Below are 21087 nucleotides of genomic sequence, written 5' to 3'. Positions count from 1 at the left end.
CTTACTCATGATGCCCGGAAGGGGTGGCTCCGACGATGTCTGACAATCCGCCGTTCTCGCTGGTGCTCGGCTTCGCCACCGAGACGGGCAACTCCACGATGGTGGCCAAGAAGTTCGCGCAGGCCGCCCGCGGTGCCGGGATCGACGTCGAACCGCAGTACCTCAACGATCTGAACCTGGACGCGCTGGCGACCGCCACGCACTTCGTGGTGATCACCGCGACGTACGGGGACGGCGAGGTGCCCTACGACGCCGAGGTGTTCTGGGAGGAACTGAGCTCCGACGGTGCGGGCCGCCTCGACCATCTGACGTTCGCCGTCCTCGGCCTGGGGGACAGCTTCTACCCGCTGTTCTGCAACGCGGGAAAGATCATCGACGAGCGGCTCGCCGAACTGGGCGCCCACCGCCTCACCGACCGCGTCGACTGCGACCTCGAGTTCGAAGAACCCTCGGAGGCATGGACTGCCCAGGTGGTGGGCCGCCTGGCGCAGATCTCGGCCGCCACGCCCGTGGCGGCGACCGAGGCCGACGAGCCCGTGCAGACGGATTCGCCGTGGAACCGCCGCAATCCGTTCCCCGCCCGGTTGGTGGTCAATCTTTCCCTGACCCACGCCGGCTCGGACAAATCGGTGCGCCACTACGAGATCGACCTCGGCGACAGCGGGATGTCCTACCAGGCGGGCGATTCGCTGGGCGTACACCCGGTGAACGACCCCGAGCTGGTCGACGCCGTGCTCGCACGGTTCGGGGTGGGGCCCGAGTACGTGGTGGCGCACCACGATCGACCGCTGGGAGCGCTGCTCACCGAGCACCTGGAGCTACGCGTGCCGACGGGCGCACTGCAGAGCCTGGTGGCGACCCACACGCGTGACGCCGAAGCCAGGGCGCTCCTGACGGGCGGTGACGCGGCGGCGCTGACGGGCTGGTTGTACGGCCGCGACGTTCTCGACCTGCTGGCACTCGCCGACCTCGGCGTCGACGAGGTGGTTCCCACGCTGCGACCGCTGCAGCACCGGGACTACTCGATCGCGTCGAGTCCGCTTCTGCACCCGGACCGTATCCACCTCACGGTCGCGACAGTGGACTATACCGCCCGTGGCCGGGCCCACCGCGGGGTGGCGTCCGGCTTCCTGGCCGACCGCGCCGATACCGTGCGAGTTCACCTGGCGCCCAACGACTCTTTCCGTCTACCGGCCGGCGACGCGCCGATCGTCATGGTCGGACCCGGCACCGGCATCGCCCCGTTCCGGGCGTTCCTGCAGGAACGGCAGGCCACCGGGGCGACCGGAGACTCGTGGCTGTTCTTCGGTGACCGTCACCGCGCCACCGACTTCCTGTACGGCGACGACCTCGCCGCGTTCCGGGAGGCGGGTGTGCTGACCCGGTTGAACTGTGCGTTCTCCCGCGACCAGGCCGCCAAAGATTATGTGCAGCACCACATGCTGGCCCACGCCGCGGAGCTCTACTCGTGGCTGCAGGACGGCGCGTACTTCTACGTCTGCGGCGACGCCGACCACATGGCCAAGGACGTGCACCGCGCACTGCACGAGGTGGTGCGCACCGCCGGTGGTCTGGACGAGGAGGCCGCGCACTCCTACGTCAACGACCTCATCACCACGCATCGCTACCTGCGCGACGTGTACTAGACCCCGATCAGCGACTCGAGAGGGGTGCGGGCGAAGTACACGCCGAAGCCCGCGGCCACCACCCACAGCAGCGGGCTGACCTCACGGAATTTCCCTGCCGCCGTGCGCATCAGCACCCACGCGATGAAGCCGACGCCGATGCCGTTGGCGATCGAATAGCTGAACGGCATGACCGCGACGGTCAGTACGACCGGCAGGGCGACCGAGAATTCCGACAGGTCGATGTGGCGCAGCTGAGACACCATCATCGCGCCGACGATCACCAATGCCGCGGCCGCGACCTCGGTCGGCACGATCGACGCCAGCGGCGAGATGAACATCGCGGCCAGGAACAGCACTCCGGTGACGACGTTGGCCAGGCCGGTGCGGGCGCCCTCCTCGATGCCGGCACCGGATTCGATGAAGACGGTGTTCGACGACGACGAGGTCGCACCGCCGACCACCGCGCCCGCACCTTCGACGACCAGCGCCGAACGTAACCGCGGGAACGTGCCCTTGTCGTCGGACAGCCCCGCCTCGCGGGACAGTCCCGTCATGGTGCCCATCGCGTCGAAGAAGTTCGCGAACACCAGCGTGAAGACGAGCATGACCGCCGCCAGGACACCGATGCGGCTGAAGCTGTTCAGGCTGAACTCGCCGACCAGGGACAGGTCCGGCAGCGAGAACGGCGACCCCGACAGCGACGGCACGGACAGGCTCCAACCGCCCGGGTTGTCCACCGCCGACCCCAGATGCCAGATCGCCTCGATCACGACGGCGACGATCGTGCCGGCGACCAGGCCGATGAGGATGCCGCCGCGCACTTGCCGGATCACGAGGGCTCCGGTCAGGACCAGGGTGAGGACGAACACGAGCGTCGGCACGGTGCTGATCGACCCTGCCCCGCCGGCGCCGAGTCCGACCGGCGGCGACGGGACGCCGGTGGAGGCGATGAACCCCGCATCCACCAAACCGATGAACAGGATGAAGAGGCCGATGCCGGCGGTGATCGCGAGCTTGAGCTGCATCGGCACCGCGTCGAAGACCAGGCGCCGCAGGCCGGTCACCGCGAGCAGCACGATGATGAGGCCGTTGATCACGACGAGGCCCATCGCCTCGGCCCATGTCAGCGATCCGACGACGGTGGTCGCGAGGAACGAGTTGATGCCGAGGCCGGCGGCGAGCGCGAACGGCAGCCGGGCGACCAGGCCGAACAGGATCGTCATCACCCCGGCGGCCAGCGAGGTGGTGGCCGAGACCTGGGCGAAGTCCAGCTTGGCGCCGGTCACGTCGGCCGACCCCGACAGGATGATCGGGTTCAGCACGACGATGTAGGCCATCGCGATGAAGGTGACGACGCCACCGCGGATTTCGGTGCCCAGCGTCGACTGGCGGGCCGTGATCTCGAAGAAGCGGTCCACTGGGTTCACGGGCGGCCCTAGAACCGCGGTGCGGGTGCGGGTGCGGGTGCGGGGGGAGGAGGAGCGATGGGTATGCACAGCCCGGTCTGCGTGTCGAGGAACTTACCCTCGACGCAGAACGGCGAGCACCCGTAGATGACCCCGGTCTGACCGGGCGGGCACTGTGCCGTCGAGGTGGCGGGCGCACTGCCGAACGCCGCGGAGAGCGGAGCCGCCAGTGCCACGGCGGCGACGGCCGCAGCGGCGAGACGCGACATCCTCGGTTTCATGTGCTTCCCCTTCTCAGCTGGGCGTGCCGGTGGCGACACGGGGTGCGTCTTTGTCGGGCGCGACGTCGAGCACGAACTCAGCCACCCGGGAGCGGTGCGCTTCGGCGCTGCCGAGCAGCGCCGCATCGGTGTAGGCCCGCTTGTAGTACAGGTGGGCCTGGTGTTCCCAGGTGAATCCGATACCACCGTGTACCTGGATGGTGTCGGTCGCAACCCGGACGAACGCCGCCGAGCTCGTCGCCTGCGCGATGGCCACGGCGAGGGCGGGGTCGTCCGAGCCGTCGGTCAGCGCCCAGACGGCGTGGTAGGCGGTCGAGCGGGCGTGCTCGACGGCGACCAGATCGTCGGCGAGGCGGTGCTTGACGGCCTGGAACGATCCGATCGGCCTGCCGAACTGCAGCCGGTTCTTGGCGTAGTCGACCGTGAGGTTCAGCAGATGCTGTGCGGCGCCGACCTGTTCGACGGCCAGCAGTGCGGCGCCCACCTGCAGCGCGTGGGTGACGACACGCTCGGCCTCCTCCGGCCCGGACACCAGCCGAGCAGGGGCGCCGGTCAGCGTCACCGAGGCCTGCGGACGGGTCAGATCCAAGGTGGTCAGCGAAACCCGCTGCACACCTTCGTCATTCGCGTCCACCGCGTACAGTCCGACCCCGTCGGGACCGGTCGCCGCGACAAGCAGCACGTCCGCTGCCCCGGCGTCGACGACGCGCTCGACGCTGCCGGTCAGCGTCCACCCGTCCCCGGCGCGGACGGCGTCCACGGTCACCGCCGACGGGTCGAACGTCGCGGCGTCCTCGGGAACGGCGAAGGCGGCGGTGCGGGTGCCCTCGACCAACGCGTCGAGGAGATCGCCGGAATCCGACGACGCGACCAGTGCCGGAATGGCCAGATACACGGTGCCGAACAGCGGTCCGCACGCCAGCGCGGCGCCCAGTTCCTCGACGGCCACCGCCTGATCGATCAGCGTGCCGCCCGCGCCGCCCGCCGACTCCGGAACGGCCATGCCCAGCACCCCCAGCTCGGTGCCGAGGCGCGCCCAGACCTTGGCGTCGAAGGGCGGGTCCGAGGCCATCCACTCCCTGACCGCACTCTCGCCGATGTGGTCAGCGCAGAAGGAACGCACCGCAGCACGCAGTTGCCCCTGCTCCTCGGTGAACACGTACTCCGTGCCCCCCAACATTTCAGCCACGCGGCACCTCCTTCCACGGCATCCCCGCATCCGCCCGCAAGTCGCCCGGCAGGCCGAGGACCCGTTCGCTGAGGATGTTGCGCATGACCTCGGACGTGCCGCCCTCGATAGTGTTCGCGCGGCTGCGCAGGAAGCGCTGCTGGATCGGGCCGCGCCAGTCGTCGACGTCCTGATCGGAATCGTGCATCGCGTACCCGTCGTACAGGATCCCCTCGGGCCCGAGGAAGTCCATGCAGAACTCGTAGATGTGCTGGTTGAGCTCGGCGCCCACCAGCTTGCCCACCGACGCCTCGGGGCCGGGCCCGCCGACGGTCGCCGACGCGCGGGACCGCTCCGAGGTGAGTCGCTGCGCCTCGCTGCGCAGCCACAGAGTGGTGAGCCGGTCCCGCAGCACCGGTGTCTGACGCTCGGGCCGGGACCCCCACAGGGCCACCGCGTCGGAGATCGTGCCCGCGCCGCGCCGGCTGCCGCTGCCGCCGAGGGCGCTGCGTTCATTCATCAACGTGGTCATGGCCACCCGCCAGCCGTCGCCGACCGCGCCGAGACGGAACGCGTCCGGGATGCGCGCGTCGGTCATGTAGACCTCATTGAACTCCGCGTGACCGGTCATCTGCCGCAGCGGGCGGGTCTGCACCCCGTCGCTGTGCATGTCGATGACGAAGTAGGTCAGCCCTTTGTGCTTCGGCACGTTCGGATCGGTGCGCGCGAGCAACAGGCCCCACCGAGCGCGATGGGCCAGGCTGGTCCACACCTTCTGGCCGTTGACCACCCAGGTGTCGCCGTCGAGGACCGCCGAGGTCGCGAGGCCTGCAAGGTCCGAGCCCGCACCCGGCTCGGAGAACAGCTGACACCAGATGTCCTCGGTGGTGGCCAGCGGCCGGAGAAGCAGCTTCCGGATGTCGTCGGTCTGAGCATGTTCACGCACGGTCGGCGCGGCCATGCCGTAGCCCATGGGGTTCAGGCCGAGTGGGACGGGCCCGCCGGCACCCTGCAGGATCCGGTCGGCGACGGCCTGCAGACCGCGGGACAGGCCGAGGCCACCGAAGCCTTCGGGGAAATGCACCCACGACAGACCCGCATCGAAACAGGCACCGAGGAACTGTGGAATCGGAACGGACTTGGGATCGTGCTCGGCGACCACCCGCTGTGCGGCGTCGGCAACCCGATCGGCATCAGTGCCCATAGCTGCACACTAAATCAGTCGACGGGCCGGCCGACGGTCAACTCATCGGTATGAGGGAATCGACCTCAGTAGGCGGTGAGGGCCAGGCGTTCGTGCTGAGCCCTGTGACGACGCTGGAGCAGGTACCGGAGCCACCGAACATCAATTAACACAGTGTTCCTTACGCAGTCTTGGTGAGCAGGGGGAGCAGCTGACGGCGCGCGACCATCGCATCGGCGAAGTGGTTGAGCGCTTCGGGCACCGAGCCGGCCGCGGGGAAATCGATCCCGGCGTCGCGAAGGGCCTGCTCGACAGCGCGGCTGGCGACCAGTGACCACTCCTCGCCGGCGGCGGTGCAGAGGTCGTCGACGACGAACAGCAGCGAAAGAGCTTCCGCGGCAAACGAATCGACGTCGCTGAGGTCTAGGACGAAGGGCTTCTCCGGAAGGATGAAGCGGTCGATGTAGCGCCCGGACCGCTCGACGTTGGCGCCGTCGAGGTGGCCCGAGATCTTGACGACGGTGGCCAGCTGACGACAGTGCGCCCGAATGTCGGCGCCATCGCAGTGAAACGTCGGATTGCCGTACATCGCAGCCTCCCTCGATCTAGTGCAATTTCGCGTCACCGGTCAGCGACACAATCATCAAGGTAGTAAGCCAATTTAAGGCTGCTGGGTGTAAGGACTAATTGTTCGGTAAGAACTCTGAGCCGATGCCGCTAGCAAACTCGCCGGTAACTTAGCCGCGGCGCTGTTGCTGAGCGCCCTTGTAGGTGGCCCAGGGGTTGTAGTCCGCCAGCAGTTCCTCCTGCGGCGGGCGCGCCTCCTCGGCGACGTGCTGCAGGTTGATCCGGATGCGATACCAGATCGAGCTCGGCCCACGCATGCCGTCGACGAGAACGTCTGTGGGTTCCAATTTTTCGGCCGCCGACGGGTACTTGTCCCGCCACTGCTGCAGCGCCGCCATCGCCTCGTCCCTGGTCTTGGTCCGCGCCACCTCGATCAACGGCATGATCGACTGTCTGCGCCCGTCGCCCGACTTCGCCGCGCCCCGAGGGGCCTTCTCGGCAGGGCCCAGCGCCTCGGCGAGCTCGAGCAGGCCCTCCAGGCCGCCGGGGGCGTCGTCCATGCCCTCCCACGGATCGCCCAGGTCGGCGAACCGCCCGGGCACGGTCCGCACGGTGAACTCCTCCGGCCGGCATGCGGCCACCTCGTCCCAGAACAGCGGGGTCGAGACGCGCGCGTCCGGGGTGGCGCGCACCGAGTACGCGGAGGCGACCGTCCGGTCCTTGGCGTTCTGGTTGAAGTCGACGAAGACGCCGTGACGTTCTTCCTTCCACCACCGTGCGGTCGCCGACTCCGGCGCGCGGCGCTCCACCTCGCGCGCCACTGCTTCGGCGGCGAGCCGCACGAGTTTGAAGGGCCACCGGCGGTGGATGCGGGCATAGATGTGGAAGCCGCGTGAACCCGAGGTCTTGGGCCAGGCCACCAGGCCGTGGTCTTCGAGGACCTCGCGGGCGACGAACGCGACGTCGAGGATCTGGCGCCACCCGACGCCCGGCATCGGGTCCAGGTCCACCCGCAGTTCATCGGGGTGCTCGAGGTCGTCGTCGCGCACGGGATGCGGGTTCAGGTCGACGCAACCCAGATTCACCGCCCAGACGAGACCGGCGGGCTCGCGCAGTACCGCCTCCTTCGCCGACGTCCCCGACGCGTACTTGAGTTCGGCCACCTCGATGAAGTCCGGCCGTTTCTCCGGCGCCCGTTTCTGGAACACGGCCTCCTGGTCGATCCCCTTGACGAAGCGCTTGAGGATCATCGGCCGGTCTCGGACGCCGCGCAGCGCGCCGTCGGCGACCGCGGTGTAGTAGCGGATCAGGTCCATCTTGGTCAGACCGAGGTCGCCGAAGACGACCTTGTCCGGATTGGTGATCGGCACCTGCCGCCCGCCGATGTCGAACGACTCGCCAGCAGCCATGTGCTCATCGTAGGTTCCCGGCCCCGTCGTTCGACGTCTGACTGCGACCCCTGTCACATAAGGTTGACGCATGCCCAACATCAGCGATCTCCCGTTCCAGGCGCTCGCCAAGGTGCAGCAGTCGTCGGTCGGTAAGACCGTCGGGAAGTACCTCGATCGCGGCTCGGCCGAGATCCACTACGCGCGCAAGATGTTCGAGTCGGGCGCCCTGAAGGTGGAGCCGCCGCAGGACGTCGCCGCACTGATCGGCGACATCCGGCGCTGGGGCGAGTTCGGCATGATCGCAGCGCTCAACGCGCGCCGGCACCCGCACCGCACCGCGGTCATCGACGACTTCGGTCAGATGACGTTCAAGGAACTCGACGACGCGGCCAACGCGGTGGCCAACGGGCTGCTCGCCAAGGGGGTCAAAGGCGGTGACGGCGTGGCGATCCTGGCCCGCAACCACCGGTGGTTCCTCGTCTCGGTCTATGCCACCGCCAAAACTGGGGCCCGCATCATCCTGCTCAACAGCGAGTTCTCCGGACCCCAGATCAAAGAGGTCTCCCACCGCGAGGGCGCCAAGCTCATCATCTTCGACGACGAGTACACCGCCGCCGTCTCGCAGGCCGAGCCGGAACTGGGCAGGCTGCGCGCACTGGGCGTCAACCCGGACAAGGACGAACCCTCGGGCAGTACCGACGAAACCCTCGAAGAGCTGATCGCCCGCACCAGTGCGACGCCGCCGCCGAAGGCGACCCGGCATTCGTCGATCATCATCCTCACCAGTGGCACCACCGGCACGCCGAAGGGCGCCAACCGCAGTGCGCCGCCGTCGTTGGCCCCCATCGGCGGGGTGCTGTCCTCGGTGCCGTTCAAGGCCAAGCAGGTGACGTCGCTGCCCGCCCCGATGTTCCACGCGCTGGGGTTCCTGCACGCGACGATCGCGATGATGCTGGGCTCGACGCTGGTACTGCGCAGGCGGTTCAAGCCGGCCACGGTGCTCGCCGACATCGAGAAGCACAAGGCCACCGCGATCGTCGTGGTTCCGGTGATGCTCTCGCGCATGCTCGACGAACTCGAGAAGACCTCACCGAAACCCGACCTGTCCTCGCTGCGCATCGTGTTCGTCTCGGGCTCGCAGCTCGGCGCCGAGCTGGCCACCCGCGCGCTCAAGGACCTCGGTCCCGTCATCTACAACCTCTACGGGTCCACCGAGGTGGCGTATGCGACCATCGCTGGGCCGCAACACCTTTCGATCAACCCGGCCACCGTGGGCCCGGTCGTCAAGGGCATGAAGGTCAAGATCCTCGACGACAACGGCAACGAACTCCCCAAGGGAGAGGTGGGCCGGATCTTCGTCGGCAATTTCTTCCCGTTCGAGGGGTACACCGGCGGCGGCGGCAAGCAGATCATCGACGGGCTGCTGTCTTCCGGCGACGTCGGCTACTTCGACGAGAACGACCTGCTCTACGTCAGCGGACGAGACGACGAGATGATCGTCTCCGGCGGCGAGAACGTCTTCCCCGCCGAGGTCGAGGATCTCGTCAGCGGCCACCCCGAGGTCGTGGAGGCCACGGCGCTCGGTGTCGAGGACAAGGACTGGGGCCACCGACTGCGCTGCTTCGTGGTCAAGGCCGAGGGCGCCACGATCGACGAGGACGCCATCAAGGCCTACGTCAAGGACAACCTCGCCCGCTACAAGGTGCCTCGCGAGGTGGTCTTCCTCGACGAGTTGCCCCGCAACCCCACGGGCAAGATCCTCAAGCGCGAGCTGCGGGACATGGAGCTCCCCACCTCGGACTGAGGTGGGCGTGATCGGCCTCAGCTCGCGAAGGCGGCCGAGCCCGGGACCGAGAGCGTCACGAGCATGCTCAGCAACAGAAGCCAGCCAGCACCCTGCCACGCGGTCCAGCCGCGCTCGGTCTTCCATTCGCGATAGGCCCGGATCAGCGCCCCGACCCCACCGGCGAACAGGAACGCCGGGACCAGGGCTGCGCGGAACACCGAATCCCGGGGCCCGGTGGCGTAGAACGCGAACGCCACGCCGGCCAGCGCGATTACGACGAGGGTATAGACCACCGCGGTCCGGTAGTCACCGGGCCTGGTGAACCTCTTCTCGGCGAAGTCGCGGTCGTTACCCATCGACAACCGGGTTCCCGCATTCCGCGGTTGCATGCCTCGATGTCTCACTGGTTTACTATCTACGTATGAAAGCAGATAGTGCTTCATCCCTTTCGTGGGCCTAGCGATCGAATTGCGTTGCGATGCTGGGCATTCTGCGTAATCCGACGTTCCGGTCGCTGTTCGGCGCGCAGGTCGTCGCGCTGATCGGCACCGGGCTGCTGACGGTCGCGCTGGGGCTGCTGGCGTATGCGCTGGCCGGTGACGACGCCGGCACGGTGCTCGGATCGGCGCTGGCGATCAAGATGGCCGCCTACGTCCTGGTGGCCCCGGTGATCACGGCGGCGGCCTACCGCGTCCCGCCGCGCACTCTGCTGATCGGGGCCAATGTGCTGCGCGCAGGGATCGCAGCACTGCTGCCGTGGGTCGAACAGACCTGGCAGATCTATGTTCTCGTCTTCGTCCTGCAGGCTGCCTCGGCCACCTTCACCCCGGCGTTCCAGTCGGTGCTGCCCGCGGTCCTCGACGACGACGAGGACTACACCCGCGGGCTGACCCTGTCCCGGCTCGCCTACGACCTGGAATCGCTGCTGAGTCCGGCCCTGGCCGCCGCCCTCCTGGTCGTGGTCACGTACGACAACCTGTTCCTCGGTACCGCACTGGGTTTCGTGCTGTCGGGTCTGCTGGTGCACAGGAGCGCGATACCGCGCTCGGGTGGTGAGCGGGCGGCGTCGTCGTTCTGGACGCGGACGACCGACGGCGTGCGGCATGCGTTCGGCCGGCCGGTGCTGCGCGCCCTGCTCGCGCTGAACATGGTGGTGGCCGCCGCGACCGCCCTGGTGGTCGTCAACACCGTGGTGTACGCCCACACGCTGCTCCATGCCGACGGCGGGTCCGCGATGGCGGTGCTGCTCGCCTGTTACGGAGCCGGCTCGATGGCCGCGGCGCTCTCGGTGCCGGCACTGATCGCGATCGCCTCGGACCGGCGCGTCATGCTCACCGGGGCCGCAATCGTGCTGGCGGGGCTCGGTGCGACGGCCGCCACGCTGCTTCTCGCGCCGCCCGCCACGACGGCGTGGATGCTGCTGTCGTCGCTGTGGGTCGTTCTCGGGGCGGGAACCTCACTGATCAATACGCCCGCGGCGAGGTTGGTGCGCGACGAGTCGGTGCCTGAGACGCGCTGCGCGCTGTTCACCGCGCAGTTCTCGCTGTCCCACGCCTGTTTCTTCGTGACCTACCCGCTGGCCGGCTGGCTCGGCGCCTCCGCGGGCCAGGGGTTCGCGGCAGTGGTGCTCGCCGGGCTGGCGGCCGTCGCCGCGGTGGTGGCTGCCACTCAGTGGGCGTCAGGTGCGGCCCGTGATGGCGTCGGCGACCCGGCGGCCGCTGACCAGGGCGCCCTGGATCGACGCCGTGTCGCGGTGGTCGCCGCACACCCACAGGCCGTCGGGGCTGCGTACCGGTCCGCGGGCACGGAGCGGCGGCGGCTGCACGGGTAGCGCATCGCTGATCACGTGTCTGACCAACGGAATCCATGACGAACCGTCGGTGCCCAGGATGTCCGCCGCGTGCGCGCGAACGACCGGCTCGGGTGGCGCCTCGGTCCGGCCGACGAGCGCCGACGCCGCGACGAGGTGGTAGCCCGCGGGCGCATAGGACGGCGCCGCCTTGCTGATGACGCTGGTGTTCACCACGGGCCCGGCTGGAGTCGCGCGGCCGTCCACCCACACCATGGCCGGGCCGGGCACCTCGCGATCGGTGGCCCACCAGTCGGTGACGACGCCCTTCATTGCCGGGGCCGGCACGCCGGTCAGCGACGCCGCGGTGCGGGCATCGGTGGCCACGACCGCGTGCCGTGTGCGTACCGTGTCGCGGCCGTCGGTGACCACCCAGCCGTGGCCGTCGCCGGCGATCCTGGTGACCGTCCTGCCGAATTCGATGTCGCGGACGATCGGCCGGGCCATCAGTGCCGGCAGTGCCTGCATGCCGTCGGCGGGCAGGCCGGGGACGCCGAGCGCGAACATCCGGGCCAGCAGCAGGGTGAACGCGTTCGAGGTCGAACCCTCGTCGTCGAGGACGACACCGGCCTGGAAGCGCTGCAGCACCCGGCGGGGCAGACCGCGGACCTTCGCGCGATCGAGCGCGTCGCGCAACGTCGTGTCGCGGCGACCCGAGGTCAGCGCTGCGGGACGCAGCGCCGGCAACGCCCAGCGTGCCAGCGCGAGCACGTCGCGCGTGCCAAGCCCGCCGCGGGTCAGCATCTGCGGCACCTCGCGGGGGGAACGCAGCGGATGGACCCACACCGCGGCGCCGTCGTCGGTGCGCACCGCCACCCCGGCCGCGAAGGATTGCAGCTCGAGGGCCGAAACATCGACGGCGCGAGCCAGTTCCGGATACGCGGGATTGAGTACCTGGAAGCCGCGATCGCAACGGAAGCCGTCGACCACGTCGGTGTGCACACGCCCACCGACGCGGTCGCCGGCCTCCCACACCATGACCGACATACCGCGCTGTGCCAGCAGGGACGCACAGCGCAGGCCGGCCAGGCCTGCTCCGACGACGAGGACATCGCAATCGCCGCCCGTGCTCGCCATGATCAAGCAGTACCCGCGACCGGTGCTGCGCCGGGCCCTGCGGCCTGCAGCGTCACAGTTCGGTAAGCGAACGCAATCGGTAGGTCCGGACGGGGCCCGCCACCGTGGCGCGGCACTGGGAGAACAGCGGTTCCGACATCTGCTGGTCCAGAACGACTTCCACCGATCCCGTATCCGTCGCCAGCACGACCCGGGCCCCGTCTTCGACGGTCTCGACGCTGACGGGCGCAAGCGCCTCGATCCGGTCCTCGCCGTGGTGCTGCCGCGCGAAATGCTGGGCGGCCTGGACCACGTGGGGCAGCGAGGTGCGGCCGCGCAGGAACCGGTCGTCGAGTCGCCCGTCCAGGTACAGCCGCACGAGGCCGGCGGCGTCGGTGCCGTCGACCCGGCCGTAGCAGAGCCCCTCCGGAAGGATCAGCATCGTCGCAGCGAACCGGTCGCCACCAAGATGCGAACACTCCCAGGTGAATTCGGGGTAGGCGGCGCTGATGGCGGCAACCGCGGCGCGCCCCCGCACCGCGCAGCACTGGTCGTGTTTGCCGTGGGCGCACACCGCCACCAGCGGGTCGGGAGACTCGGTGCCGTCCGCTCCACTGAGGTCGAGGTCGAGGTAGTCGCCCGGGCCGTCGACCTCACCCTGTAGGAGCTTGTGCCGGCCGACGTCGGCCTTGGCCACGAACCACCGCCAGCGCGGCGTCTGCGTGCGCCGGCCGTGCCGCCGGATCGCGGCGATGCGCATCCCGGCGGACTCGGCGCGGCGCACGATCGCGCGGCCGAGGTCTGGCTCGATAGACGCGGGTGACTGCAGGAACGCCGACGGCCCCCATCCGCCCTCCAGCTCCAGGAGAAGCCAGGTCGCGCCGGCGGATGCGGTGCCGAACATCGGCTCGTCGCGCGCCAGGGACTGCTGGCTGCACGGCGCGCGTTTGGCAGTCGTCACGCAGCAAGCCTAGGGACGGGTTTCCGGGGCGTCGGCGGGGACCACGACACCTTCGCGCAGCAGCCGCCGGATCAGCACGGCGCCGTCGGCGGCGTCGAGACCGGGCAACGCCGCCGCCGCGACGGCGTGGCCGGTGAGAATGTCGCGCAGCGCTGCCGCGCAGGTGTCCGGGAAAGTGATGGTCTTGTCGGGTAACCGCAGGCTGACCCGCGCACCGGAGACCTGGTCGACGGTGGCGTGCAGGGCGCTGCGCCACCGCACCGCGGAAGTGTCCGCCTGCTCGGCCGCCCGCAGGGTGGCGAGCGGACGGACGGCCTCGGGTCGTGTGCGTGACGAGTGCCGTGTGATCAGCCGGTCGGCGGCCGCCGTGCTGAGCGTCTGCGCGTTGTCACGCAGGTGGGCGACCATGTCGGCGATGACCTTCGCGGTCGTCGCCGCGATCTGGTCGGCGTCCGTGGGGTCGGAGCCCATGGGCAGGGAGGCCCGGAACTCCTCGAACTGGCCGAGTTCGTCGAGGACGGCGCGGGCGACGTCCAACCCGGTGGTCGCCGACACACCCAGGGTCAGGTGGATCGACGTCGTGTCCATCGCCTGGGCCGCATGGACCCAGCCGCGGGGGAGGTAGAGCGCGTCGCCGGCCGAGAGCACCGTGTCGAGCACCGGATCGGCGGTGACCCGCTCCTCGATCTGCTCGCGGTAGTGCGTCCACGCCTGCGCGGGAAGCGGATGCCGGTGCACGGGTTCGTGCACGATCCACCGCTTGGTCCCCGACACCTGCAGCACGAACACGTCGTGGACGTCGTGGTGGAAGTCGAACCCGCGGTTGCCGGGTGGGGTGATGTAGGCGTTGGCCTGAACCGGGTGCCCGATGTCGGCCACCGCCTGCTGCACGAAGTCGATGAGCGGCGGCCACAGCCGGTGCAGCCCCTGCAGGACTGCCGTGGCACCGGAGTCCAGTTGCGCCAGCACCTTGGCCGAGTCGACCTGGTCGGCGATCTCGGCGCCGAAGCCGGCGGGCCCGAGGTAGGAGTCCTTCGCGAGCACCCGCCCCTCTTTGGCCAGCCGCAGGAACGGCGCGCGTACCCCGCGCTCGGCGATGAGCTCGTCGACCATGTCGGGCGAGAGCAGATCGCAGAAGTCGCGGGGCAGCGCGTCAGAACGGCTCAGCAGCGGCTTGCGCCCCCAGTACTCGGCGGCGAAGACATCGGGGTCGATGCCGATGCAACGGCTGAGCACAAGCCGGCCTCAGGCGGTGCCGTCGGCGCCGCCGTCGTGACCGTCGGGGTTGCTTCCGCCGTCGGCGGTGCCTTCGCCGCCTGCGGTGCCGTCGGCTCCGCCGTCATGGCCTTCGGGGTTGCTTCCGCCGTCGGCGGTGCCTTCGCCGCCTGCGGTGCCGTCGGCTCCGCCGTCATGGCCTTCGGGGTTGCTTCCACCGTCGGCCGTGCCTTCGCCGCCGGCAGAGGAGGTGCTGATGTCGTCGTCGTCGAGCGCCATGGGGGTCTCTTTCCACTGTCATCCCCGAGGGGATCTCCGGAACGCCTCGGCGCCGTGAAGAGGTGACGCTTCGAAGCGTGCGCGGGCTGCGCGCGTCGGGGGTTTGCCCCGCCGAGGAGCAGCCGAAACACCAGGGTCGGCTAACTTCATCAGCAGCCCCCGGCGTCGCGGGTCTACGGATCCCGGGGGAGTCCCAGCAGGCGCTCGGCGATGATGTTCAGCTGTACCTCGGAGGTGCCGCCGTAGATCGTGGTCGCGCGGCCGGCCAGCAGATACTCGGCCCACTTGCCCGACAGCTCGTTCTGGTCGCCGATGGCGGCCTCGGTGCCGAACGACGACACCCCGAACTCGGCGTACCCCTGGCCGGTCTTCATCGACAGCAGCTTCGAGATGGCCGCGGCGGGCATCGGATCGCCGCCGGCGAGCGTCAGCAGCGTCGACCGCATGTTCAGCAGCTTGGCGGCGTGTCCCTCGGCGATGAGCCGTCCCGCTTCGTGCTGCTCGATCTGGTCGAAATGTCCGTCGCGGACGAACTCGACGAACTGGTCCAGGCTGGCCAGGAACGGCGGCTCACTGCTGCCGATCGACACCCGCTCGTTGGTCAGGGTGTTGCGGCTGACCTCCCAGCCGCGGTCCACCTCCCCGAGCACCATGTTGTCCGGAACGAACACGTCGTCGATGAAGACCGTGTTGAACATCGCGTTGCCGGTCAGCTCGCGCAGCGGTTTGACCTCGACGCCCTCGGCCTTCATGTCGAGCAGGAAATACGTGATGCCCTGGTGCTTCGGAGCGCTCGGATCGGTGCGGGCCAGCAGCGCGCCCCATGCGGAGTACTGGGCGCCGGTGGTCCAGATCTTCTGGCCGGTGATCCGCCAGCCGCCCTCGACCTTGGTGGCCTTCGTGGTCAGGCTCGCCAGGTCCGAACCCGCGCCCGGCTCGGAGAACAGCTGGCACCAGATCATCTCGCCGCGGAAGGTCGGCGGGAGGAACTGCTGCTGCTGTTCGTCGGTCCCGTACGCCACGATCGACGGGATGATCCAGGCGGCGATGCCCATCTGCGGCCGGCGTACGCGTCCGCTGGAGAACTCCTGGGCGATGATGATCTGCTCTATCGGGCTCGCGGCGCGGCCCCACGGCTTGGGCAGATGCGGCTGCACCCAGCCGCCCTCGGCGATGGCGGTGAACCGCTCTTCTTTCGGAATGGCTTTCAGCGCAGCGACTTCGGCGCGGATCTCCTCGCGCAGCTTCTCGGTGTCGGGGTCGAGGTCGATGTCGATGGACCGCATGCCGGTGCTCGTCGCGGTGTCCACCACCTGCTGAGGGTGGTCGGCGGCCCGGCCGAAGCAGGCGGCCAGCACGATGGCGCGGCGGTAGTAGACGTTGGTGTCGTGCTCCCAGGTGAAGCCGATGCCGCCGTGCACCTGGATGCAGTCCTGGGCGCAGTGCTGGGCCGCCACCGGCGCCAGCGTCGCCGCGACGGCCGCGGCGAACTCGAAACGGCTGTCGCCCTCGGGGTTCGCGCGATGCTCGTCGATCGAGCGCGCCGCGTCCCAGACGGCTGCGGTGGCCCGCTCGGTTTCGGCGATCATGCCCGCGCACTTGTGCTTGATGGCCTGGAACTGACCGATCGGCCTGCCGAACTGCTCGCGGATCTTGGCGTACTCCGACGCGGTGTCCGTCGCCCAGCGCGCCACGCCGATCGCCTCGGCGGCCAGCACCGTGGTGATGAGGGCCCGTGCCAGGCCGCGGCTCACAGTGCCCAGCACGCGGTCGTCTCCGACCTCGACGGCATTGACGCGCACGTGCGCGATCGGGCGCAGCGGGTCCACACTGGCCACCGGCTCGATCTCGAGCTGGTCGGCGTCGAAGACCACCCATTCCTCACCGGATTCGATGGCGACGGGCAGCACCAGCACCGAGGCCTGTGCGGCTGCCGGCACGGCCCGCACCTCGCCGCGGATCACGAGCCCGTCGCCGTGCCGGGTCGCGGTCAGTCCCGAGTCGATCGCGTAGGCGCCGATGACCTCCCCGGAGGCGAGCCCGGAGAGCACTTCGGCCTCGGGGTCGTGGGCGGAGATGAGCAGGCTGGCGATGGCCGACGGGACGAACGGGCCCGGCACGGCGCCGTACCCGAACTCCGCGGCGACGATGGCGAGCTCGAGTACGCCGAAGCCCTGTCCGCCGACCGACTCGGCGAGGTGAACACCCTGCAGCCCCTGCTCGGCGGCCGACTTCCAGTACGGCGGCGGGTTGGGCACAGGTGTCTCGAGGGCTTCGTGCAGCACGTCCGACGGGGCGACCCGCTGCACGAAAGCGCGCACCGAATCGGCGAGGTCGTTGTGCTCTTCAAGGATCGCGATGGGCATAGCTGCACCTCTTCACGTCGTCGTGACTGGTCCCAACCGGTTGGTTGGGACCGAGGTTACCTCGCCACCTGGTTCACCACGTTGGCGAGGTCGCGTCCGTCACGCAACCGTTCGCAGTTGTCGACCGCGAACTCCAGATAGCGGCGCATCGTGTCGGCCGTGTACCAGGTGACGTGCGGGGTGAGGACGACGTTGGGCAGTGTGAGCAGCGGGTTGTCGGCGGGCACGGGTTCGGTGGCGAACACGTCGAGCCCGGCGGCGGCCAGGGATCCCGACCGTAGGGCTTCTACCAGCGCGGCCTCGTCGACAATCGGTCCCCGCGAGGTGTTGACCAGCACCGCGTCGGACTTCATGCGCGCGAACGCCTCCCGGCCGAGGAGTCCGTGCGTCGCGTCGGTCAACGGCAGGTGCAGCGAGACGATGTCGCTCTCGGCGAGCAGGTCGGGCAGCGCCCGCCACTGCGGGGAGCCGTCGTCGCGGGTACTGGTGTGCCGCACGTCAGCGCCCAGCGCGAGCAGGATGCGCTCGACCTGCTTGGCGACATTGCCGTAGCCGACCAGCCCGACGGTGCACCCGCCGATGTCGCGGACCGTCTCGCCGAGCGTCGGATCCGACGGCCAACCGGCGCCCGCGCGCGTGGCGCGGTCGAGTTCGGGGAGCCGGCGCAGCGCGGCCAGCATCAGCAGCAGCGTGCCCTCGGCGACCGATGCCGCGTTGGCGCCGGGCATGTTGGCCACGGGGACACCGCGCGCGGTCGCCGCGGCGACGTCGATGGTGTTCACGCCGGCCCCCATCTTGTGCACCAGTCGCAGCGCCGGGGCCTTGGCGAGGTCGTCGCCGGTCAGGGGCCGCAGCACATGCCAGAGCACGTCGACCTGGGGCAGCTCGCGGTAGAACGTCTCCTCGTCGTCCTCGGCGCAGTATCTGATGTCCAGCCAATGTGTGTGCGGGGCAAGGAAATCGATGACCTTCGCGCCGGGGACGAAGTGCGCCAGAACCTTCAACCCCGGCGCCGTCACCACCGGCGCGTGATCCACTTGGCGATCGTATCGGCCTTCTCCGAGCGTGATCCCGGCGTCGTGAAGTAGTGGTCGGTGTCCATCGCCTGCAGCGCCTTGTCCGGGCTACCGAGCGCCTCCAGGATGCGCTGGGCGTCGGAGGGGAACACACCGGTGTCCTGCTCGGCGGTGATCACCAGCGCGGGGCAGGTGATGCGCGCGAGATGGGGCTCGGCGCGCGTCTGGGCATGACGCAGGCTCCACATGCCCAGCCAGTTGCGCAGGGTGCAGGCCGCGGCGATGCCGTGGGTCGAGCGATTGGCCCGCGCGGGCACTCCGGCGTAACACATGTTGGCCGGCCGCCTGGTGGGTTCGAGCCCGGGATCGACCATCCGCGGGTCGGCCCACGTGCGCATCACGGTGAACGGGCGGTCGGAGAATCCCGCGGCCCGGACGCGGACGAGTTCGGCCTCCGCCCAGTCGGTGATCGCCTCGTTGCGCGCGACCTGGGCCGCGCGGTAACGGCTCACGAACTCGGCGTCGTAGGACGGGCCGTTGCGCTCGTTGAACAGGTCGAGGTCGGGATCTGTTGCCACGGCGTCGTTTTCGTCGACCACCGCGGCGTCCATCCAGGCGGTCAGCACGTCGGGACGACCCGGGTGCGCGGCGCTGGCCACGTAGCCGTCGGCAGCCGGGAGGTCGTCGAGCCCCGCGGCGGGGCGCATTCCCTCCAGCGGGGTCACGTGCCGGTCGACCGCGTTGGCCTGATAGGCGGCCATCAGCGAGCCGCCACCCGAATTACCCAGCAGGATCACGGTTTCGATCCCTTGGGCCTCGCGCAGCCAGCGCACCCCGACCCCGATGTCGACCAGCGCGTGATCGAGCAGGAAGCTGCTCTCGAACCCGCGGAAGCGGGTGTTCCACCCGAGGAACCCGATGCCCCGAGTGGCCATGTAGTCGGCGAGATAGTGCTCGGAGAAATCGATCTGGTAGTGCGCGGCGATCATCGCGACCTTGGGCTTGCGGCCCATGCCGCGGTGGTAGAGGCCCTGGCACGGGTGCCCGCCCGAGCCGGCGCGGCGTGCGGTGGTCGAGTCGAGCCCGACGAATTCCCGGGTGACACCTGGTGTCTGGGTGGCGGTCGTTCGGCTCATGGGTGTCCGGCCTCCGGGTGGTGGATCCTCGGGTGCAGCGACCTGCCGATCCGAAACTGACACTGATGTTAGATTCCGTTCGGGCCCCTGGCCAGAGACCGCGGCCCACCGCCGCCGGCCGGTCCCGGGCTAGTCGCGGTAGAGCGCCGGGTCGGCGAGCTGGTCGATCAGCGCCCCGAGCTGAGAGGCGAGCTGCGCAGGGGTGAAGGACAGGTCGCCGGCCAGCCACGCGCTCAGGGTCTGCGCGACACCTCCGACCACGAAGTGCCCCGCTGCCTTGATGCGGTCGTTCTGCTCGAGCTGTAGTGCGACACCGGCATGCTGGCCGGACAGCAGTGCGAACAGCGCACCCGACTCGGCCCGCTTGCGCACCACGACCGGATTGTCGAGATGGGCGCTGAACAGCAGCCTGCCCACGCGGACGTCGTCGGAGATGACCCGCACGACGTTGGCCATGCCGGCCCGGCTCTGTTCCCGCACCGGGGCGGTGGCCACTGCGGCCTGTGTGGTCGCGGCGATGTCGCCGATGACCCAGTCGAAGACCGCGCCGACGAAGACGTCCTTGTCGGCGAAGCTCTCGTAGAAGTAGCGGGCCGCCAGCCCCGACTGCGCGCAGATCGCCCGCACGGTCAGGTCGGACGGCGTCGGTTTGCCACCGAGCAGGTCCAGGCCGGCTTCGAGAAGTCGGCGGCGGCGTTCGGCGACCCGTTGCGGTGCCTCCACGCCGCGGTACGGACGGACTTGGCCCATGTGTCCCATATTGACACTCGGTCGGCGGCCGGAGCAATATCAGGAAACCGGCGTTCGCACTTTTGCGCGCCGCGGGAACACCATCGCCGGCAGAGGAGCCTGATCCATGACCCTGAACGAGTCGGTCGACGCACCCCTGCCGGTGGTGGAACGCCCGATCAGCGACACGGGTGTCCGCCGCAGCGCGCCCACCGGCCCCGACGACGGCGGCATGCTCGGCCTCGGGCTGCTCGCGGGCCCCGCGAACGTGATCATGCAGCTGGCCCGGCCGGGTGTCGGCTACGGCGTGCTGGAGAGCCGCGTCGAGAGCGGCCGCGTCGACCGGCACCCGATCAAGCGCGCCCGCACCACGTTCACCTACCTCGCGGTCTCGACCAACGGCACCCCGGCCCAGCAGGCCGCATTCCGCGCCGCCGTCGACGGCGCCCACCGGCAGGTGTTCTCCACCGAGGAGAGCCCGGTGAAGTACCACGCGTTCGACAAGAAGCTGCAGCTGTGGGTCGGCGCCTGCCTCTACAAGGGTGTCGTCGACGTGCACCGATTGTTCGTCGGGGAGATGGACGAGGCGACCGCGGACCGGCTCTACCTGCAGGGGCGCGCCCTGGGCACCATGCTGCAGGTGCCCGAGAGCATGTGGCCCGCCGACCGGGCCGCGTTCGACCGCTACTGGTCCGAATCGCTCGACCAGGTGCACATCGACGACACCGTGCGGGAGTACCTCTACCCGATCGCGGCGTCGCGACTGCGGGGGATGACGCTGCCCGCGCCGCTGCAGCGGCGGGCCGAAAGCATGGCCCTGCTGATCACGACCGGCTTCTTGCCGCAGCGCTTCCGCGACGAGATGCGCCTGCCGTGGGGGCCGGACCGGCAGCGCCGTTTCGACCGCCTCATCGCCGTGCTGCGCACCCTCAACCGAATTTCGCCCAGATTCGTCCGGCAGTTCCCGTTCAACGTGCTGCTCAAGGATCTGGACTGGCGGATCCGGACCGGGCGTCCGCTGGTGTAGCAGGTCGCCGGCCCGCGCCGGCGCCCCGAACCCGTGCGTCTCG

18 protein-coding genes and 1 pseudogene are annotated in these 21087 nt (G+C 69.6%); 4 read left to right on the top strand and 15 right to left on the bottom strand.

Features of this window, described 5'->3' with window-relative positions:
- The first annotated feature begins 35 nt into the window (after positions 1–35).
- Positions 36–1646, top strand: a complete 1611-nt coding sequence (locus tag FHR72_RS00755; protein ID WP_183466000.1) for a diflavin oxidoreductase — start codon at positions 36–38, stop codon at positions 1644–1646.
- Here FHR72_RS00755 and FHR72_RS00750 read toward each other — a convergent pair.
- The 6 genes from FHR72_RS00750 to FHR72_RS00725 all read right to left on the bottom strand — a co-directional run bounded on the left by FHR72_RS00750 (position 1643) and on the right by FHR72_RS00725 (position 7642).
- Positions 1643–3055, bottom strand: a complete 1413-nt coding sequence (locus FHR72_RS00750; protein WP_183465999.1) for an NCS2 family permease — start codon at positions 3053–3055, stop codon at positions 1643–1645. The two genes, FHR72_RS00755 and FHR72_RS00750, sit on opposite strands and share 4 nt — an antisense overlap.
- 8 nt (positions 3056–3063) lie before the next feature.
- Entirely contained in the window at positions 3064–3315 is a 252-nt protein-coding gene (locus FHR72_RS00745; protein ID WP_183465998.1) for a hypothetical protein, read from the bottom strand.
- Positions 3316–3328: 13 nt separating this feature from the next.
- Entirely contained in the window at positions 3329–4495 is a 1167-nt protein-coding gene (locus FHR72_RS00740; protein WP_260155746.1) for an acyl-CoA dehydrogenase family protein, read from the bottom strand.
- A 1-nt stretch (position 4496) separates the two neighbouring features.
- A complete protein-coding gene (locus tag FHR72_RS00735) occupies positions 4497–5687 on the bottom strand; it encodes an acyl-CoA dehydrogenase family protein (protein ID WP_183465996.1) in 1191 nt (396 codons plus the stop codon).
- 160 nt (positions 5688–5847) lie between these two features.
- Positions 5848–6255, bottom strand: a complete 408-nt coding sequence (locus tag FHR72_RS00730) for an STAS domain-containing protein (protein ID WP_183465995.1) — start codon at positions 6253–6255, stop codon at positions 5848–5850.
- Between the two features lie 148 nt (positions 6256–6403).
- Positions 6404–7642: a DNA polymerase domain-containing protein gene (locus tag FHR72_RS00725; RefSeq protein ID WP_183465994.1), complete on the bottom strand. Its 1239-nt coding sequence runs from the start codon at positions 7640–7642 to the stop codon at positions 6404–6406.
- A 70-nt stretch (positions 7643–7712) separates the two neighbouring features.
- Between FHR72_RS00725 and fadD2 the strand changes: the two genes are divergently transcribed.
- Entirely contained in the window at positions 7713–9428 is a 1716-nt protein-coding gene (gene fadD2 / locus FHR72_RS00720) for a long-chain-fatty-acid--CoA ligase FadD2 (RefSeq protein WP_183465993.1), read from the top strand.
- A gap of 17 nt (positions 9429–9445) precedes the next feature.
- Here the strand turns inward: fadD2 and FHR72_RS00715 are convergent, their stop codons facing one another.
- The gene (locus FHR72_RS00715; RefSeq protein WP_396888374.1) at positions 9446–9799 is read right to left on the bottom strand and encodes a hypothetical protein; all 354 of its coding nucleotides are present in this window, start codon (positions 9797–9799) and stop codon (positions 9446–9448) included.
- 89 nt (positions 9800–9888) lie between these two features.
- Between FHR72_RS00715 and FHR72_RS00710 the strand changes: the two genes are divergently transcribed.
- Entirely contained in the window at positions 9889–11241 is a 1353-nt protein-coding gene (locus FHR72_RS00710; protein ID WP_260155709.1) for an MFS transporter, read from the top strand.
- Here FHR72_RS00710 and FHR72_RS00705 read toward each other — a convergent pair.
- The 8 genes and pseudogenes from FHR72_RS00705 to FHR72_RS00670 all read right to left on the bottom strand — a co-directional run.
- Positions 11164–12336: pseudogene (locus FHR72_RS00705) on the bottom strand (flavin monoamine oxidase family protein); the annotation flags it as partial. The gene FHR72_RS00710 and the pseudogene FHR72_RS00705 overlap by 78 nt on opposite strands.
- Before the next feature lie 52 nt (positions 12337–12388).
- Entirely contained in the window at positions 12389–13276 is an 888-nt protein-coding gene (locus tag FHR72_RS00700) for a ferredoxin family protein (RefSeq protein WP_311736007.1), read from the bottom strand.
- Positions 13277–13285: 9 nt separating this feature from the next.
- Positions 13286–14512, bottom strand: a complete 1227-nt coding sequence (locus FHR72_RS00695) for a cupin domain-containing protein (RefSeq protein ID WP_183465991.1) — start codon at positions 14510–14512, stop codon at positions 13286–13288.
- A 9-nt stretch (positions 14513–14521) separates the two neighbouring features.
- Positions 14522–14770, bottom strand: a complete 249-nt coding sequence (locus FHR72_RS00690; RefSeq protein WP_183465990.1) for a BatC protein — start codon at positions 14768–14770, stop codon at positions 14522–14524.
- A 173-nt stretch (positions 14771–14943) separates the two neighbouring features.
- Complete coding sequence (locus FHR72_RS00685; RefSeq protein WP_183465989.1) at positions 14944–17136, bottom strand: acyl-CoA dehydrogenase family protein; 2193 nt, start codon at positions 17134–17136, stop codon at positions 14944–14946.
- 56 nt (positions 17137–17192) lie between these two features.
- Entirely contained in the window at positions 17193–18140 is a 948-nt protein-coding gene (locus tag FHR72_RS00680; RefSeq protein WP_183466545.1) for a 2-hydroxyacid dehydrogenase, read from the bottom strand.
- Between the two features lie 11 nt (positions 18141–18151).
- The gene (locus tag FHR72_RS00675) at positions 18152–19288 is read right to left on the bottom strand and encodes an alpha/beta fold hydrolase domain-containing protein (protein ID WP_183465988.1); all 1137 of its coding nucleotides are present in this window, start codon (positions 19286–19288) and stop codon (positions 18152–18154) included.
- Between the two features lie 129 nt (positions 19289–19417).
- Complete coding sequence (locus tag FHR72_RS00670; RefSeq protein WP_183465987.1) at positions 19418–20047, bottom strand: TetR/AcrR family transcriptional regulator; 630 nt, start codon at positions 20045–20047, stop codon at positions 19418–19420.
- A 97-nt stretch (positions 20048–20144) separates the two neighbouring features.
- On the opposite strand from FHR72_RS00670, the gene FHR72_RS00665 reads away from it, so the two are divergent.
- A complete protein-coding gene (locus FHR72_RS00665) occupies positions 20145–21044 on the top strand; it encodes an oxygenase MpaB family protein (RefSeq protein ID WP_183465986.1) in 900 nt (299 codons plus the stop codon).
- Positions 21045–21087: the final 43 nt, after the last annotated feature.

The sequence above is a fragment of the Mycolicibacterium iranicum genome (assembly GCF_014190915.1).
Taxonomy (GTDB): Bacteria; Actinomycetota; Actinomycetes; order Mycobacteriales; family Mycobacteriaceae; genus Mycobacterium; species Mycobacterium iranicum_B.
This window is presented reverse-complemented; position numbering and strand designations above follow the sequence as displayed.